This is a genomic window from Streptomyces sp. AM25, assembly GCF_058146165.1.
This window is the reverse complement of sequence record NZ_JBKIWN010000057.1, coordinates 1-14,705: the sequence shown is the minus strand read 5'-3', so window position 1 is coordinate 14,705 and position 14,705 is coordinate 1. Positions and strand designations below refer to the sequence as shown.

Genomic DNA, 14,705 nt, shown 5'->3' with positions numbered 1-14,705 from the left:
CCACGGGCCAATTACGTGAGCGCCGACATTCAGGTTCGTTCGTTCGGTCGTTGTCTGTTCGGCGTAGTGTCTCTCCTCGAACTCGATCGGGCTGAGGTAGCCGAGCCGTTTCTGGATGCGTCGGGGGTTGTAGAAGCCGTCGGTGTACTCGAACAGCGCGAGGTTCGCCTCGGCACGTGTGGCGAAGACTCGGCCGCGGATGCACTCCGTCTTGATGATCATCCACAGGTTCTCCGCGAGGGCGTTGTCGTAGGAGTCGCCGACCGAGCCCATGGATGCCTCAACGCCTGCCCTGACCAGCCGGGTTGTCAGCTTCACGGATGTGTACTGACAGCCGTGGTCGGCGTGGTGAATGAGCTGCCCGGGTTCGGCCTCGCGGGAGGCGAGGGCGTACTCGAGCGTGGTCAGCACCAGGTCCGCATCGGCGCGGGCGGAGGTCTCCCAGGCCACCACCCGCCGTGAGAACGCATCCCGGATCGCCGAGAGCCATAGTGGGCCCTCGAGGGTGGGGACCATGGTGAGGTCGGTGACCCACAGCCGGTTCGGGGCCGGCGCGGTGAAGTCCCGGCTGACCAGGTCCCGGGGCGGCCTTCGGGTCCCGGCGCGTGAATCCGCTCTTGCGGTGCGGGCTCACGCCCGCCAGGCCGTCCTCGCGCATCAGGCGCTCGACCCGCTTGCGGCCCACCGCCACGCCCTCGCGTTTGAGGACGGCGTGCACCCGCGGCGAGCCGTAGATCCCGCCCGAGTCGGCATGGATGATGCGGATCTGCTCCGTCAGCTCCGTGTCGCGGCGCCGCCGTTCGCACGGCTCACGCTCGGCACGCCGCCACCGGTAGCAGGTGGAGGAAGGGATGTGCAGTTCCCGGAGTACGCACTCGACCCCCAGGCGGGGATGCTCGTCAACGAGCGCCGTCACCTGGGCCGGGTCGGGCCGGGCTGCGCCGCGAAAAACGCCGAGGCCGTCCGCAGTACGTCGTTGGCCCGCTTGAGCTGGGCGTTCTCCCTGCGCAGCGCGGCCGGCTCGGCCCGCTCGGCGGTGGTCAGCCACGCCCAGCTGCGACGGTGGGGCCACGCGGCCGGCCTCGAGCTCGTACGCCGGCTCATGCGTGAGCTGGGGCTTGAGCCCTGCCAGCCCCGGCCGAAGCGCCGCGGCCTCACCCAGGCCGCGGCAGGCGAGGTACCCGACCTCGTCCAGCGGGACTTCACCGCTGAGAAGCCCGGAGAAAAGCTTGTCGGGGACATCAGCTACATACCCACCGCAGAAGGATGGCTGTACCTCGCCACCGTCATCGACTGCTGCACCAAGGAAATCATCGGGTACGCCATGGACAGCCACTGCCGCACCCCGCTCATAACCCGCGCCATCCGCAACGCGGCACGCAACCGGAAACTGGAGAAGAACGCAGTCTTCCACTCGGATCGCGGCAGCAATTACATGTCCCAGGAGTTCGCCGAGGCTCTGAAGGCGCTCCGGATCCGGCAGTCGGCCGGCCGCACCGGAATCTGCTTCGACAATGCGATGGCGGAATCGTTCTTCGGCTCCCTCAAGAACGAGCGTGTGTCACGCATGACTTACCTGAACCGGGAGGCAGCACGTCAGGACATCACCCGCTACATCGAATTCTGGTACAATCGCAAACGCCTTCACTCGGCCGTGGGTTATCGCCCTCCAGTCGAGGTCCACACCGAGCATCAGAAGCTGCGAACCGCCGCGTGAAATAGACCGTCAGACGACTGTCCGGAAAACGCGAGGCCCCTCACTCTCGACCTGCCGCGGGAACGGCTGGAGGTCCGCCTCAATCATGCGGCCAAGACCAGCGATTGTACAAGTTTCCGACTGGTCCGTGATGCATGCTGACATGCTGGCTGAACCAGCAAGAACCGTTTGCAAGCCGGGCAGTGCCGCCCGGTAGCCCGTGAGGATAACATCTTGCTCAGCCAGATCGGCGGCCACATCGGGGGAGCAATCTCGCAACACCCTGCCAACGGAATGTACTACAGGTAATAAGTATCCTCGAAGAATGTCGAAGATTTCTGCAGAATTTACAGTGACGGTGCGCATCGTGCCTGTGCTTGCATCCCAGCCGCATGTCACCCCCTTGCGCGACACGGGGGCCGAATTCAGCATCTGGTAAACTGTGTAAAGTTCATTCTTTGGTATCACTATCCCGTGCCGGTCGCGCAGAAATTCACTGATGGCATCATCTAGCGGTTGCCCGCCCAGGGGTGCAGTGTCTGCTGCAATAATCGACCCCATGGCCAGTACTGCGACCTGGGTTGACGTAGTGCCGAAGATCACCATCATTACTGCTTCCGGCTGCTCGAGAGACAGTGCGCATCCCACGGCCGTAGCAATAAGGGAATCGACAAGTTCCACCCTGCGCACCCCCAAACCCCTGCACGCCTCCGTGGCAGCATTCCGCGCCAGCGGCCCTGCGTCATGCGGGATGCACACTGCAGCCCACCGCGGTAACCGGCGCCATCCGAATCGGGGAACCGTATTGCGGATAAGTAGGCGCAGCATACGCTGTGTGATGTCAATATCGGTGACGGTCCCTGCAGATATAGGGTGTACGAGTTTGGCGCGGCGGAATGTGCTGCCTGCTGTCAGGGATTCCGCACCGTTGCCAACGGCTAATAGGCGTCCTGTCTGGCTGCACAGAGCGGCGGCGCTCGGTTCATCGACAATGACTCCGGTTCCCTTGAGGTAGATGCGAGTTCGAGCGGCACTTAATTCGAATGCAAGACCGCAGCGGTGCAGCTGTCTGAAGTCGAGATCCATGATCTATCCTTCCTGGTCGACTGGAACCCGCTATCTTATGACTCTAAGATTTCACATTGTCTCCCAGGGATGCGGACTGCCCACCGGGGCTGGACTGTGAGGGTGACGATGTCATCACAATGCAGTACCAGTGGCGCTGTCAGGTTGTTGAGGGCTCGTGGGATGATCTTGGTGAAGGTCGTCGTGGGAGGGGCCGGTCGTGGAGTCCGAGGCGCCGCCGTCGTACAAGGACTACCGGTTCCCGGCCGAGGTGATCGGTCATGCTGTGTGGCTGTATCACTGTTCCCGCTGTCGTACCGGGAGGTCGAGGAGCTCTTGTTCGAGCGCGGCATCGTGGTGTCCTACGAGACGGTCCGGGCCTGGTGCGCGACGTTCGGTCCCGCCTACGCTGGCCGGTTGCGGCGGCGCCGGCCCGGGGTCACCGCAACCGAGGTTTTTGCTTTGGGGTGACGGTGGGTGAGCGTGTGGGTGTATGCCGGTCGGTGTGCGGTATCCCGGTGGGGGTGGCCTGACCCTGAAACAGCGGGCCGTGGGGGAGTAAGTCCGTTTCGAGGCTGCCGGGTTGTTCGCGCGGCAGGTTCCGGCGCCGGTGGTGGCGAAGCAGCTCCGGGTGTCACGGAAGTCGGCTTGTGCCTGGTATGCGGCGTGGCGGGAGGACGGGGTGGAGGTACTGCGTTCGAAGGGGTCTTCGGGCCGGCCGTCGCGGATGAAGCCCTCGTGGCGGGTGTGGCCGGCGACCGCGTCGGGGGAGGGGCCGGCCGCGCACGGCTGGGCGGAGGACCGGCGGTGGACGACAGCACGGGTGGCGGTCCTGGTCGCAGGGCGTTTCCCTGTCCGGTTCAGCGACGCGCGGATCTGGCGGATCCTCCACCGGATGGGTTTCTCGGTGCAGGTCCCGGTCCACCGGGCCGCCGAGCGCGACGAGGCCGCGGTGGCCGCCTGGGTGAAGGAGGTCCGGCCGGCGGTGGGAAAGCGGTGAGGGACCAGGGAGGGTGGCTGTGCTTCGAGGACGAGTCGGGGCAGAGCCTGCGTCCGCCGAAAGCATGCACCTGGTCCCGGCGGGGCCTGTCCCCGGTGATCAAGGTCAGCGGGAAGGGCTCCGGACGCGTCTCGGTCGCCGGCATGGTGTGCACGCGGCCGGGCGCCCGGACCCGTCCGGTCTTCCGGACGCTCGTCCACCACGGCCGCAAGGCCGAGAAGAAGAGGTTCGGGGAAGCGGACTGCGCCGCTCTTCCGGACAGCGCCCACCAGCAGCTCGGCTCGAAGATCCTCCTGGTACGGGACAACTCCACCCAGCACAAGGACACCAGGATGCGCGAGCTACTGGCCTCCCGCGCCGGCCGGCTGACCGTCTTCCGCCTCCCCTCGTACGCACCGGACCTCAATCCGGCGGAGGGAGTGTGGGCCCACCTGAAGAAAACGCCGGCCAGCCTGGCCACCGGCACCACCGGCCGACTCGCCGCACACACCCGCACCCGGCTGAAGAAAATGCAGTACCGCCCCGCCCTCCTCGACGGCTTCATCACCGAAACCGGCCTCACCCTCGCACCACCACGACCATCACCCCGAAGCGAAACCTCAGAAGCGCGCGAACACCGCATCGCCTGCCGTCGGAAAGACCAGCAGAAGTCCTGAACGTCCATCACATCCTGGTCGGGAGACTCGGATACGCCTCGGCTGGTGGTGCGACGTCGTCAGGGCACGAGGCCGGTGAGGTCGAGGTCGAGTGGAAACGGGGCCAGGGCCCTGAGCCGGCCTCGGTGAATACCCGTGGGCACGTACGTGCTGGTCATGGTGTCGAGTTCGTAGGTGTGGACGGCAGGGCCGGCAGCCTCGTCCTCGACGCGCCAGAAGTGGGCGATCCTGGCCTGCGCGTACTTGAACGGTTTCAGGGACCGGTCGCGGTCTGCCGATTCCTCGGAGACGACCTCGATGACCAGAGCGACGTCCTCGGGCGCGTACCAAGTCCGGTCCGGGTCGTACGCGGCGGTGGTCACCACGATGTCGGGCTCCGGGCGGCTCTTGTTGTCGAGCCGGACGGTCATCTCCCGCTCCGTATCGAATCCTTCGGGGGCCGCTTGCCGCAGGGCGAAGGTCAGGTTCTCCACCAGCCGGGAGTGCCAGGACCGCTGCGGCGACATCATGAAGATCAGGGCTCCGTCGATGAGTTCGGTATGCCGTGGTGCCTGGGGAAGGCGGTCGAGGTCATCCGCTTCCCAGCCGCTGGGCCTGGGCGGGACCATCCACTCGGGGAGTTCGGCGGTCACGGCTTCCTCCAAGCGCATCAAGGGGCGGTCAGGTGCCTGACCGCGGATCGCGGACGTGGCACTGCCACAGGCCACAGCGTAGTTGATGCTGCTGCGTGCCGGACGGTGTGCACTGCAGTCTCGCTTGCCTCTGGAATGCTCCGTGTGGCCGTTCTGGCGTGTCAGCACATGCCCCGGTGGCAGACACTCCCGGGGCGTGCCGGCACCGTCAGGAGGCCCTGGCTCAGGAGTGAGCGTGATTTGCTCCAGCGCTGCCGGGTGGCGATGGCGGATTCGCCCAGAAAATTGGGCACGTGAGCCTCATCCGCTGGCATGAGTTCGCGGATGCAACCAGTTCAGGCCGCGCGCTGGCATGTCGGCGCGCCTGCCGGGTCGAGCCGGATCGAGTGGGGCTCAGCAGGATGGAAACGGGCCTTGTTATCCGGTTCTCCGGCGTTTCCGCAGAGGTCAGGAAGGAAGCCGGCTTCCTCTGACCGGCCTGTGCCGGCAGCCTCGGGTGGTCGGCTGGGAGAGGCCGAACGAGCCGAGCTGGAGCGGCTGCGCCGCGAGGTGAGCGAGAAGAACAAGCGCATCCGCGAGCTGGAGATGGAGCTTCCCAATCAGGATGTCAAACTGCGGCAGTGCCAGGGGGCGACGGCTGGTAGCACTGTCCGTCACGGATCATCGCCCACAGGACGTTCACGCGTCGGCGGGCGAGAGCGAGCAGTGCTTGTTTATGCCCCTTCCCCTCGCTCCGCTTCCGGTCGTAGTACGCCTTGGACGCCGGACAGCACTGCAGGCTGACCATGGCCGACAGGTACATGGATCGCAGCAGCCCACGGTGATAACGCCTGGGCCTGTGAAGATTGCCGCTGATGCGGCCGGAGTCACGGGGCCTGGGCGCCAGGCCGGCGAAGCCTGCCAGCCGGTCCGCGCTGGCGAAGGCGGTCATGTCGCCGCCCGTCGCGGCGATGAACTCGGCGCCGAGTCTTGGCCCCATGCCGGGGAGGCTGCGGATCACCTCAGAGTGCGGGTGCTCGTGAAACCGGTTCTCGATCAGAGCATCGAGCTCGGCGATCTCCTCGTCGAGGGCCATCACCCCCTTCGCGAGCCGGACCACCATTTCTGCGGCCAACTGCTCGCCGGGAAGGGCGGTGTGCTGGGCCTGGGCGGCTTCCACCGCGGTTCGTGCGAGGGCGGCGGCGCTGTGGACCTTGCGGTTCTTCAGCCAGATCTCGATCCGGGTGGCTCCCGCCTGGCGGATGGCGGCTGGGGTCTGGTATCCCGTCAGCAGCATGACCGGCCCTTTGTTCGTGAGATCCAGGGCGCGCTCCAGTGCAGGGAAGATCTCCACCAGTTGAGCGCGGAGCCGGTTGATCTGCCGGGTCCGGTCGAAGACGACATCGAGGCGTCGGGTGGTCAGGGTGCGCAGGTCGACAGCGATGTCGTCGCCTGGCCGCAGCAGGCCAAGGTCGCGGCGGATACGGGCCTGGTCTGCGATGACGAACGCGTCCTTGGCGTCGGTTTTCCCTTCGCCCCGGTAGGTGCCCGAGGCCCGGTGCACAGCCAGACCGGTCAGGTAGACGACGGGCTGGCCGTGGTTGGCCAGCAGGCCGATCAGCAGTGCGGCACCACCGTGGTTGAGGTCGACGGCCCACAGCGCGTCGGAGGACATCTCCAGGACGTCGCCGATGAGTTTGAGCAGCTCGGTCTCGTCGTTCTGGACCCGGCGGGAGAGCAAGCGTGTGCCCTCCGCGTTGATCACGACGCAGTGGTGATGCGTCTTGCCGATGTCCAGTCCCGCCCAGATCTCCGGCACGTCTCCTCCGCGAACTCGTCGTACATCGATACCGCAGACGACCTCGCCGGCGTTGCCCTACAGCAGCGATCACGTCGCAATTCCCAATTGGCGGTCGAGTCGTCGCAGGACCCCGGGCGGCCAAGCTCCATGAACCATCCAAGTGGCACAGCGTGATGTCAGCCATACCCCGGGTCCCCGGGTCCGCCGATCTTACGAGTGACCAGCTCAGACCCGAGAAGAAAGGTAGGGCGTGATGTCTTCAAACGCTGCATGGCCTCGTGGGTGAAGTAGCTGCCGCGGACCCGGCCCGGGTGGCCGGGGTGATCAGCGGCTGCAGGGCCGAGGACAACATTCCGCACAACCTCGCGTGCCGTGTCCTGGAGGTGAGCGAGTCGTGGTTCTGCAAGTGGCGCGACCGGCCCGTCACCGCCCGTGAGGTGCGGCGCGGGCGGCTGGCCGACGCCATCGGGCGGATCTTCGAGGAGTCGGGCGGCACCTACGGTTCCCCGAAGATCTGGATCACGCTCGTCCAGGAAGGATGGCGCATCTCGGTGAACACCGTTGCCAAGACCATGGCCGAAATGGGCCTGGCCGGACGCAGGATCCGCCGCAGGCGTGGTCTCACGCGCCCCGGCAGGCGGGCCGCTGCCCCGGACTTCGTGCGCCGCGACTTCACAGCGGATGCCCCTGACCAGGTCTGGGCCGGCGATATGACGGAGATCGTCACGAGCGAGGGCAAGCTTTACCTGGCTACCGTGATCGATCTGTTCTCCCGCCGTCTGCTCGGCTACGCAATGGGTGCCCACCACGATGCCGAACTCGTCGTCGCAGCACTGCACATGGCCAACGCCACCCGCGGCGGCGATGTCGAGGGCGTGATCTTCCACAGCGACAGGGGTTCGGAATACCTCTCCCGGCGCTTCAGGCGGGCCTGCCGGCGCCTGGGCGTGACCCGGTCCATGGGACGGGTCGGCTCGTGTTTCGGCAATGCCGTCAGCGAGGCGTTCAACAGCGTGCTCAAGGTCGAGTACGTCCACCGGCACACCTTCACCACCCGCACCGAGGCCCGGATCCGCATCGCGACCTGGATCACCGGGTTCTGCAACACCCGCCGGCTGCACAGCGTGTGCGGGTACAACTCCGCTCTGGGGCTGGCCGCTTAGAAGATCTCCACGGCACGAGGGGATTGACACCTCGTGGCTGGACCTGGCCACCCGCGAGGTGATCGGGTACTCGGTGGCCGACCACCATCGCGCAAGCCTCGTCATCGACGCCTTCGGCATGGCCGCCGCGCTCGGCCGCCTGGAGCCCGGCTGCGTGATCCACAGCGACCGGGATCCGGATACATCTCCAGTCAACTACGCCATAGAATCCGTGCGTTGGGGCACCTGCAGTGCACGGGCCGGACCGGAAGCTGCTTCGGCAACGCCGCCGCGGAGAGCTTCTGGGGCGTCCTGAAGGAGGAGATCGGCACCCGCTTCCGGCCCGGTCGGGCCGGAAGCGGGTGCCGACATCTTCGACTTCATCGAGACCTTCTGCAACAGACGCCGCCTGCGCAAGCACACCGACTGGGGCTGCCTCACGCCCTACGAGACTCGCCTGCGCTACCAGCAGGGCCAAGCCCTCGCGGCGTAGCGGCAATGTGTCCATGATCACGGGGAAACTTCACCCACGACACCGCCTGCGCCGGCCTTTGTGCTGACTGCGTCGCCGGGCCTTGAGTGTGCCGTGCGCCGCATCGTCAGGCGAGCCGACGCGCTTGGCTGCAGCGTCCGTGACCCCATGAAGGCCGCATGACCGCATCACAGTCACCACCCCGATACCCAGGGCTCGTGCTTCATTTTCGGACCAGACCTCGTCGCTCTTCTTGGAGGGTGTAGGACAGGACCTCCATGAAGTGGAGGAGCGGGTTGTTCTGCTTTGCCCGGCGCAGGCGGGCGGGGTCGCGCCAGTCGGCGGTGTCGTCGGCGCCTTCCCAGAGGTCCTCCATGGCGCGGGAGCGCTGGAGGAGGCCCGCGTTGGGGACGTCCTGCCAGGTGTCGAAGTTGCCGCCGGGGAAGAGGCTGCCCTTGGCTGCGCCCTTGGTGCCGCGGTATTCGTTGGCCAGCCGGTCGAGTTGGCCGGTCTTTTTCTCGTAGTACTTCACGGCCTTGTTGACGGAGCCGGCCACGGGGTTCTTTGAGCCTTCGGTGAGGGCCTTGATTCCGTCGCGGTCGGTGACGTGCTTGTACGCCTTGTCGACGAGGGCGGGAGCGGCGCTGGGGTCCACGACGGTCCTGAGGGCAGAGGAGCTGACCCCGTCCTTGAGGCCGGCGCCGATGATGGGCTTGGTGATCTCGCCGTGGTGTTCCCACACGAAGTTCGCCACGTCCTCAACTCCCGTGTAAGGGTGGTGTTTCCAGTGGGCCAGGGCGTTCCGCATGGTGCGGGCGGTGCGGCGGGGGCGGGCGAGTTTGCTGCCGGCGTAGCCCAGTGTGCGGTGCGCCTTGGGCACCATGCCCAGCCACGGCTTAACGGCTTTGGTGGCCGGGCGCACGATCGTGCCCACGGTGGTGAGGCCCTGGTTGAAGTAGAAAGGTGTTTCCAGGATTCGGTCGAGTTCCCCGAGGGCTCCGAAGAGTGCGGCGGATGCTTCCAGGTCCTTCCACAGTACGCGCCCGTTGACGATGGGCGGCTCCGAGCCGTCGATGCCCTGGGTGGAGGTGAGCCGGGGGTTCTTGAGCTGGTCGTCGGTGAGCTTGTCGGGGTCTATGGTCAGTTCGTATTGGCGCCGGAGGGCGTTCTTCGCGCCGCCTCCTGCCGGGGACTTGGGCGCGCTGAGGCCGCGTTCCTTGGCCAGGACCGCGAGATTGACCGCGGACGCGTCCGCGCGGGCCTCGCCCAGTGCCACGGCGGCATCGAGGAGCGGCTGAAAGCGCTCGGCATCCAGGCGGGAGGCGGAGACCTGTTCGGCCAGCAGGTCACAGTACGCGAGCGCATGCTGGATCGCTGCCCGGGTCAGGGGCAGCGGCCCGTCCGGGTTGAGGTGCAGCTCCTTGAGGTAGTCGCGCAGCGCGACCTCGTTGCCGAGAGCCTCGAACTCCACCAGGGGCGCCCGCGCTGTCTCGAACGACTTGAACTTGACCAGCTTGTTCTCAATCTTGAGCTCCGGCTCCCAGTCCTCCCAACTGCCTGACAGAGCACTGACCGCCATCCGCAACTGGTATGCCAGCATCAGCTCGGGCGCCTGAAGCTTGCCCTCCCGCTCCTCCACGACATGGTGCGGCGTCGAGATCAGCGCCCAGGAACCGGCGCCACCGTGCGCCAGCTCGATGTCCGCCGGTATGACATCACCGCGCGCCGCCTTCCGCCCGGCATTGGCGATGATCACGCGCAGGCCGCTGTCCTTTCGGCCTTCGGCAGCCGTACTGCCCAGCGTCTCAAGGAGCTGACGGCTGCGGCCCGTCTCCGGGTCCCGCTCGCACTCGGTCCAGGCCGCGTCCGGCGTCCGGCTCGTGCCGTACACGTCACCGAAACCCGCCGGCACCGGCGCCAGCTTGCCGATGGTGCTGACCAGCTTGTCCGCGTCCTTGCGCGCCAGCCCACGCTCGTCCGTCCTCAGCCGGTCCAGCAGTTTCTGTACGTACTCCGGGAACTGCTCACGGTCCGGGGCCTGGGCCCGCTCATCCTGCCTGACCTGCTCCGCCGTCCGCTTCCCCGCCTTGCGGGCATGGCTGCGCAGCGCGCGGTTGCTGTTGCCCACATCGATACCGGTGATCCGCATGACATCCAGGACGTCCATCCCGGTGCAACCGATCCCGTTGCCGAGATCCACGACTTCCAGGGTGCGACGCTCACCGGACGACGGGTCCACGCCGAAGTCCAGTACCACCGTACGCGTTCGGCCCGTGGCGGCGGCCTGCGGTACGGGGTCCGGCTGCTGCCCCTTGCTCCAGAGCGAGAGTTCCCTCAGGTCCAGGAAGGACATGGACCGTTTCAGGGACGGCTCCGCGGTCGAGGAGTTTCTGCGTGCGGCCGCTGTCCTGCGTTGCGCGGCCGTCTGCAATTCGGCGGGCGTCAGTGTCACGCTGCTTCTCTCTCTGCAGTTCAGATCCAAGCGATTTCAAGCAATCGCGTCTTGGCGGCTCCGGAACGGTATGCGGGGAAGATCACGAAGCCATCAACCCTACGGCCAGGAATGCGTGGCCAAAAGGACGATTTCGGGGGGCGTCGGGACGCCGAAGGTTTACTCCGGACTCAACTTATGCCGGACGAGACATTTCAGGCCGCTGCACCATCATGGCCCGCCAGCCGATCATTGTCGCGCGCATGCCAACCGCTGTGTCCTGTTCCCCGGAGTCGCTGCCACGCCGCGACGATCAGACCGCTCCCGCTCCCGGCCTTCGCCGCGGTGACGGTCGCCTGGGTCCGCTGCGAGGCAATGCCGCGCAATTGAGCCGCTTGGCGTTTTGTTTCCCTATTTTCACAGCGACACGCCGGAGCTGGCTGTGGACAGTCAAACCGAACCGGCCCTGCTCTTTCGCTGTGGCCGCGAAACTGGTTATGTTCCGCGCCTGGCGGACCGGGACCTGGTGGATGGGGTCCCCGCGGAGACGGGGCGGACGGGGAAGAGGCCCCGTCTGCTGCCTGCACGTGTCGTGGATTACTGAAGGGCTGTGCAAGGGGGGGGCAGGAGTGAGCCGGGCCGGGTCCCTCACAGTCCCGGCCCGGCAGCTGAGGCACCGGCCGACAGGTAATCGAGCCGGAAGCGGGCGGCGGCCCACAGCAGGCGGCCGTCAGCCCGCAGAGCCTGCAGCGCCCTGCGGTGGGTGCTGCAGGCCTCGGGGTCTTCCGCGTGGTGGGCCTGCCCGGGCATCTCGTCCCCGAAGGTGCCGGGCGGCACGATCATGACTACCACTTCCAGGGTGTCCAGTGCTGCCTTGAGCCAGGCCGAGGACAACGGCACCGGCTCCTCGGGGACCACCAGAGCACCGGTGCCGGCCAGGGTCAGGGCATAGAAGCAGCCGTCAGCCACGTGAACGCCCGCGGTCACCACGGGCATCGCCACACAGCTCCAGGCGAAGCCGCAGCCCCGCGCATGACGGACGAAGCCGCTGTAGGCTTCGGCGGCGGGCTGGTAGACAGCTTCGGCGATCCGCCGCCGGCGCGGGGTGGTGGTGGAGAAGGACCAGGTGCGCTGCGCTGTCATGCCCAGCTCGTCGGTCATACAGCGTTCAACGAGCCGGGCGTGGACAGGGCACGGGGCATATACCTCCCAGGACACCCCGCCGCCGGTTCCCCGCTCCCGCGAACCGTCCCCAGGGTCCGCTCGGCAACCTGACCACAGCCTGATCCGCCAGTACGGTCATCACAGCCCGCCGGCACGACAGCCCGGTCAGCCTCCGCCGGGCGAGGCGCCCCGCCGGGCGTCAGCCTGCGTGCTGTGGGCCCTCGGGCCAGGCCGCGGTGCGCCATTGCCAGCCTGCTCCGCCGGGGGGGATGCGGTGGGCGGGCCAGGGCGGAGAGCAGGTCGGGGTGGACGGGGATGTGCGGCAGGGCGACGGGGGCCTCACGGTGCTGTGTGCCTGCCCGTCCCGCCGGCGGTCCCGCTTGCATCGGGGGCGTGGGCGAAGCGGAAACCGGCGATGGTCTGAGGGTGGATGCGCAGGAGTGCATCGTGGGGGCCATGGGCCCAGCCGGGCAGGGTGCGCCGGTAGAGGCCGGACTCCTCAGGATCGGTGATGAGCTCCGCGAGGCCCGTGGCGGTCACGGCCCAGCCGGTGCCGGCATCGGGGTGGATGTAATCGCAGTGGTAGGTGACGCTGCCCCGCCCCGGCAGCGCAGCGCTCGGGACCGGGGTACGCACGATCAGACGCCCGTATTCCCGGACGTGGGAGGCGGGCCATACCGCGATGGCGTTGCGCCGCTCGAACATCAGCCGCCCCTGACAGGCGCCGCCGAGCAGGTGCCAGGCTTCCTCACCGGGGACATCAACCATGCGCCGAGGTGCTGGAGGTGTGGTCATAGGGCGGGTTCCTCCTCGCTGGCAGTGGCGGTCTTCTGCCCGGGGACGGGCAGCATCCCGGCGCCGTGCAAGTGCGCGGGCAGCGGCGATGGCCTGGGGGTGGTGGGATGGTCGCGGCCCTCGTGCTGCAACAGCTCCAGGGCTCCGGTGGAGTCGAGGACTTGGCGCTGTCCAGGGCGTATGCCGGAGGTCATGACGGTGATGCCGCGGCGGTGCAGCTTGGTCGCCACGTCCTTGAGGACCAGGGTGCCGTGGCGTCGATGGTGGACACCCGCGACATGCGCAGGATGACCACGCGCACGTCCGCATCCTCGGACAGCTTCAGAAGCAAGCGGCGGGCGGCGGCGAAGAACAGCGTCAAAGCGGAGCTCACGGTGAAGACCCCGGCCGACCGCACCCCCAGCAAGCCGTGGACAGCGGGCGCGGCTGCTCCTGAGGCGCCGCGGCAGACGGCCACGGGCGCAGCGATCCGGATCGGCTACGCCCGGTGCTCCACCGTGGGGCAGGAGCTGTAAAGCCAGCCGGACGCCCTGGAGCGCGCCCACTGCAAGCGGGTGTTCTCCGAGAAGGTCAGCACCAGGGTCATGGACCGTCCGGAGCTGGAGAAGGCGTTGAGCCTGGCTCGGGAGATCAGGACAGCGGCACCTGATCAGGCCGTGATCCTGACGGTGCATGAGATGAAGCGGCTCGCCCGTGGGCCGTAGCGCTGATGACCTTGGCTGCGACCCTCTCCAGGCGACGGCATCCAGCCCGAACTCCTCTCAGGGCCCCTCCAGGGCCTCTACGACCCGAACGGCGCAGGAGCCATCGTGTTCGCCGTTCTGGCCGTCGGCGCCGAAGTAGAGCGAGAGGGGATACGGGAGAAGCCCCTTGAGGGGCTGGACGCAGCGGCACTCCAGGGCAAGCACGGAGGGCGGCCGACCGTCATGGATGCCGACAAGCTTGCCGTCGCGAAGGCGCGCCGGGGCAAGGGCGAGAGCGTCACGGCGATAGCGAAAGCGCTGGGTGGGTCTCGTGCGACGTTGTACCGGGCGCTGGGCGAGGCCGTCCCAGCCTTGGCCTGTAGCGCCCCTGGGAGACCGTCCGTCCGTGCGGCAAGCGGTCTCTCGCCGTGTCGGCACACTGCGTACGGCAGAATCCCGCCCGGCGCCTCGGGGAAGAGGAAACGCACGGGCGGGACTGCTCGCCGACCTTACTCACTGCGGGGAGTCGTCGTAGGCGACCGTGTTCGTGGCCAACTCCTCCGGGGTGATCTCCGAAGCCCAGCCTTCAGGGGGCTCTTGGTATGGGCTGCACGCACCGCAGTGGGAGCATGTCCACCGACCGTGGATCCCGTGCACCCGGCTTCCGCAGTCGGAGCATGTGTCGGTCGTGTAGTAGGGCGTCGACTCCATGTCACCCAGATTGCCATGAGCACTGCGAGCAGTTCAGTTGCCCGTTGGGCCCCTCAATCGTGGAAGCTCCACACTCGGGACAGTTCATCACTCCTCCTTGGGGTGGATGATCCGGCCGCCTTGCAGCAGCCAGTAGAGCGCCTTGCAGACCCGTTCGGCTAGTCCTCGAACGGGGGTCTCACAAGGGGGGCGTTTCTGTCCACGGACAGCGGTCCGTCTGGGTGAGCGGACAGCTGATCTCCCGCCGCGGTATGACTTTTCGTCCTGCGGTCGGCGGTCAGTCGGCCGGGGCGAGGGGGGACGACGCCCTGGCCGCTGGTGGCCTGGGTCAGCCGCAGTGAGGAGCCCTCGGTCAGGACGATGTGAGCGTGGTGCAGGAGCCGGTCGACCGCGGCGGTGGTTATCTAACCGTCCGGCTGGAGAGTCCACGACGTCCGTGACGGTTCTGTCTGAGAGGGCGTTAAGTCCGTTTCTGATA

General features: G+C 67.3%; 13 protein-coding genes and 5 pseudogenes. 8 read left to right on the top strand and 10 right to left on the bottom strand.

What is annotated here, in order from left to right; all coding sequences use genetic code 11:
- Both ACLHRZ_RS35115 and ACLHRZ_RS35110 read right to left on the bottom strand, forming a co-directional pair.
- Nucleotides 1-576, bottom strand: a 576-nt coding sequence (locus ACLHRZ_RS35115) for an IS3 family transposase (protein ID WP_490422680.1), incomplete at its 3' end; no start/stop codon positions are given.
- Between the two features lie 100 nt (nucleotides 577-676).
- Nucleotides 677-916, bottom strand: a pseudogene (locus tag ACLHRZ_RS35110) (helix-turn-helix domain-containing protein); the annotation flags it as partial.
- On the opposite strand from ACLHRZ_RS35110, the gene ACLHRZ_RS35105 reads away from it, so the two are divergent.
- Entirely contained in the window at nucleotides 893-1,717 is an 825-nt protein-coding gene (locus tag ACLHRZ_RS35105; RefSeq protein ID WP_490422678.1) for an IS3 family transposase, read from the top strand. The pseudogene ACLHRZ_RS35110 and the gene ACLHRZ_RS35105 overlap by 24 nt on opposite strands.
- Before the next feature lie 9 nt (nucleotides 1,718-1,726).
- On the opposite strand, the gene ACLHRZ_RS35100 is transcribed toward ACLHRZ_RS35105, so the two are convergent.
- Entirely contained in the window at nucleotides 1,727-2,782 is a 1,056-nt protein-coding gene (locus ACLHRZ_RS35100; protein WP_490422677.1) for a rod shape-determining protein, read from the bottom strand.
- Nucleotides 2,783-2,981: 199 nt separating this feature from the next.
- On the opposite strand from ACLHRZ_RS35100, the pseudogene ACLHRZ_RS35095 reads away from it, so the two are divergent.
- Nucleotides 2,982-3,196: pseudogene (locus ACLHRZ_RS35095) on the top strand (IS6 family transposase); the annotation flags it as partial.
- A 70-nt stretch (nucleotides 3,197-3,266) separates the two neighbouring features.
- Nucleotides 3,267-4,336, top strand: a pseudogene (locus ACLHRZ_RS35090) (IS630 family transposase); the annotation flags it as partial.
- Nucleotides 4,337-4,476: 140 nt separating this feature from the next.
- Here the strand turns inward: ACLHRZ_RS35090 and ACLHRZ_RS35085 are convergent.
- Entirely contained in the window at nucleotides 4,477-5,067 is a 591-nt protein-coding gene (locus ACLHRZ_RS35085) for a Uma2 family endonuclease (RefSeq protein ID WP_490422676.1), read from the bottom strand.
- 275 nt (nucleotides 5,068-5,342) lie between these two features.
- On the opposite strand from ACLHRZ_RS35085, the gene ACLHRZ_RS35080 reads away from it, so the two are divergent.
- Nucleotides 5,343-5,522, top strand: a complete 180-nt coding sequence (locus ACLHRZ_RS35080) for a hypothetical protein (RefSeq protein WP_490422675.1) — start codon at nucleotides 5,343-5,345, stop codon at nucleotides 5,520-5,522.
- A 134-nt stretch (nucleotides 5,523-5,656) separates the two neighbouring features.
- Here ACLHRZ_RS35080 and ACLHRZ_RS35075 read toward each other — a convergent pair whose 3' ends face one another.
- Nucleotides 5,657-6,847: an IS110 family RNA-guided transposase gene (locus ACLHRZ_RS35075; protein WP_490422674.1), complete on the bottom strand. Its 1,191-nt coding sequence runs from the start codon at nucleotides 6,845-6,847 to the stop codon at nucleotides 5,657-5,659.
- Between the two features lie 260 nt (nucleotides 6,848-7,107).
- Here ACLHRZ_RS35075 and ACLHRZ_RS35070 point away from each other — a divergent pair, with 260 nt between their 5' ends.
- On the top strand, nucleotides 7,108-7,992 hold the full coding sequence (locus ACLHRZ_RS35070) for an IS3 family transposase (RefSeq protein ID WP_490422673.1): 885 nt from the start codon (nucleotides 7,108-7,110) through the stop codon (nucleotides 7,990-7,992).
- 674 nt (nucleotides 7,993-8,666) lie between these two features.
- On the opposite strand, the gene ACLHRZ_RS35065 is transcribed toward ACLHRZ_RS35070, so the two are convergent.
- From ACLHRZ_RS35065 to ACLHRZ_RS35050, 4 genes and pseudogenes are all read right to left on the bottom strand, one after another.
- On the bottom strand, nucleotides 8,667-10,895 hold the full coding sequence (locus ACLHRZ_RS35065) for a hypothetical protein (protein WP_490422672.1): 2,229 nt from the start codon (nucleotides 10,893-10,895) through the stop codon (nucleotides 8,667-8,669).
- 627 nt (nucleotides 10,896-11,522) lie between these two features.
- Nucleotides 11,523-12,035, bottom strand: a complete 513-nt coding sequence (locus ACLHRZ_RS35060; RefSeq protein WP_490422671.1) for a hypothetical protein — start codon at nucleotides 12,033-12,035, stop codon at nucleotides 11,523-11,525.
- Nucleotides 12,036-12,377: 342 nt separating this feature from the next.
- Nucleotides 12,378-12,806, bottom strand: a complete 429-nt coding sequence (locus ACLHRZ_RS35055) for a pyridoxamine 5'-phosphate oxidase family protein (protein ID WP_490422670.1) — start codon at nucleotides 12,804-12,806, stop codon at nucleotides 12,378-12,380.
- Nucleotides 12,807-12,829: 23 nt separating this feature from the next.
- A pseudogene (locus tag ACLHRZ_RS35050) lies at nucleotides 12,830-13,188 on the bottom strand (sodium-independent anion transporter); the annotation flags it as partial.
- Nucleotides 13,189-13,207: 19 nt separating this feature from the next.
- Here ACLHRZ_RS35050 and ACLHRZ_RS35045 point away from each other — a divergent pair.
- From ACLHRZ_RS35045 to ACLHRZ_RS35035, 3 genes are all read left to right on the top strand, one after another.
- Nucleotides 13,208-13,348 carry a hypothetical protein gene (locus ACLHRZ_RS35045; protein WP_490422669.1) on the top strand — a complete coding sequence of 47 codons (141 nt, stop codon included), beginning with the start codon at nucleotides 13,208-13,210 and terminating at the stop codon, nucleotides 13,346-13,348.
- Nucleotides 13,349-13,363: 15 nt separating this feature from the next.
- Entirely contained in the window at nucleotides 13,364-13,537 is a 174-nt protein-coding gene (locus tag ACLHRZ_RS35040; protein ID WP_490422679.1) for a recombinase family protein, read from the top strand.
- A 105-nt stretch (nucleotides 13,538-13,642) separates the two neighbouring features.
- Nucleotides 13,643-14,389, top strand: coding sequence for a helix-turn-helix domain-containing protein (locus tag ACLHRZ_RS35035; protein ID WP_490422668.1), 747 nt, complete (start codon nucleotides 13,643-13,645; stop codon nucleotides 14,387-14,389).
- Nucleotides 14,390-14,523: 134 nt separating this feature from the next.
- Here the strand turns inward: ACLHRZ_RS35035 and ACLHRZ_RS35030 are convergent.
- Nucleotides 14,524-14,631: pseudogene (locus tag ACLHRZ_RS35030) on the bottom strand (ATP-binding protein); the annotation flags it as partial.
- Between the last annotated feature and the right edge of the window lie 74 nt (nucleotides 14,632-14,705).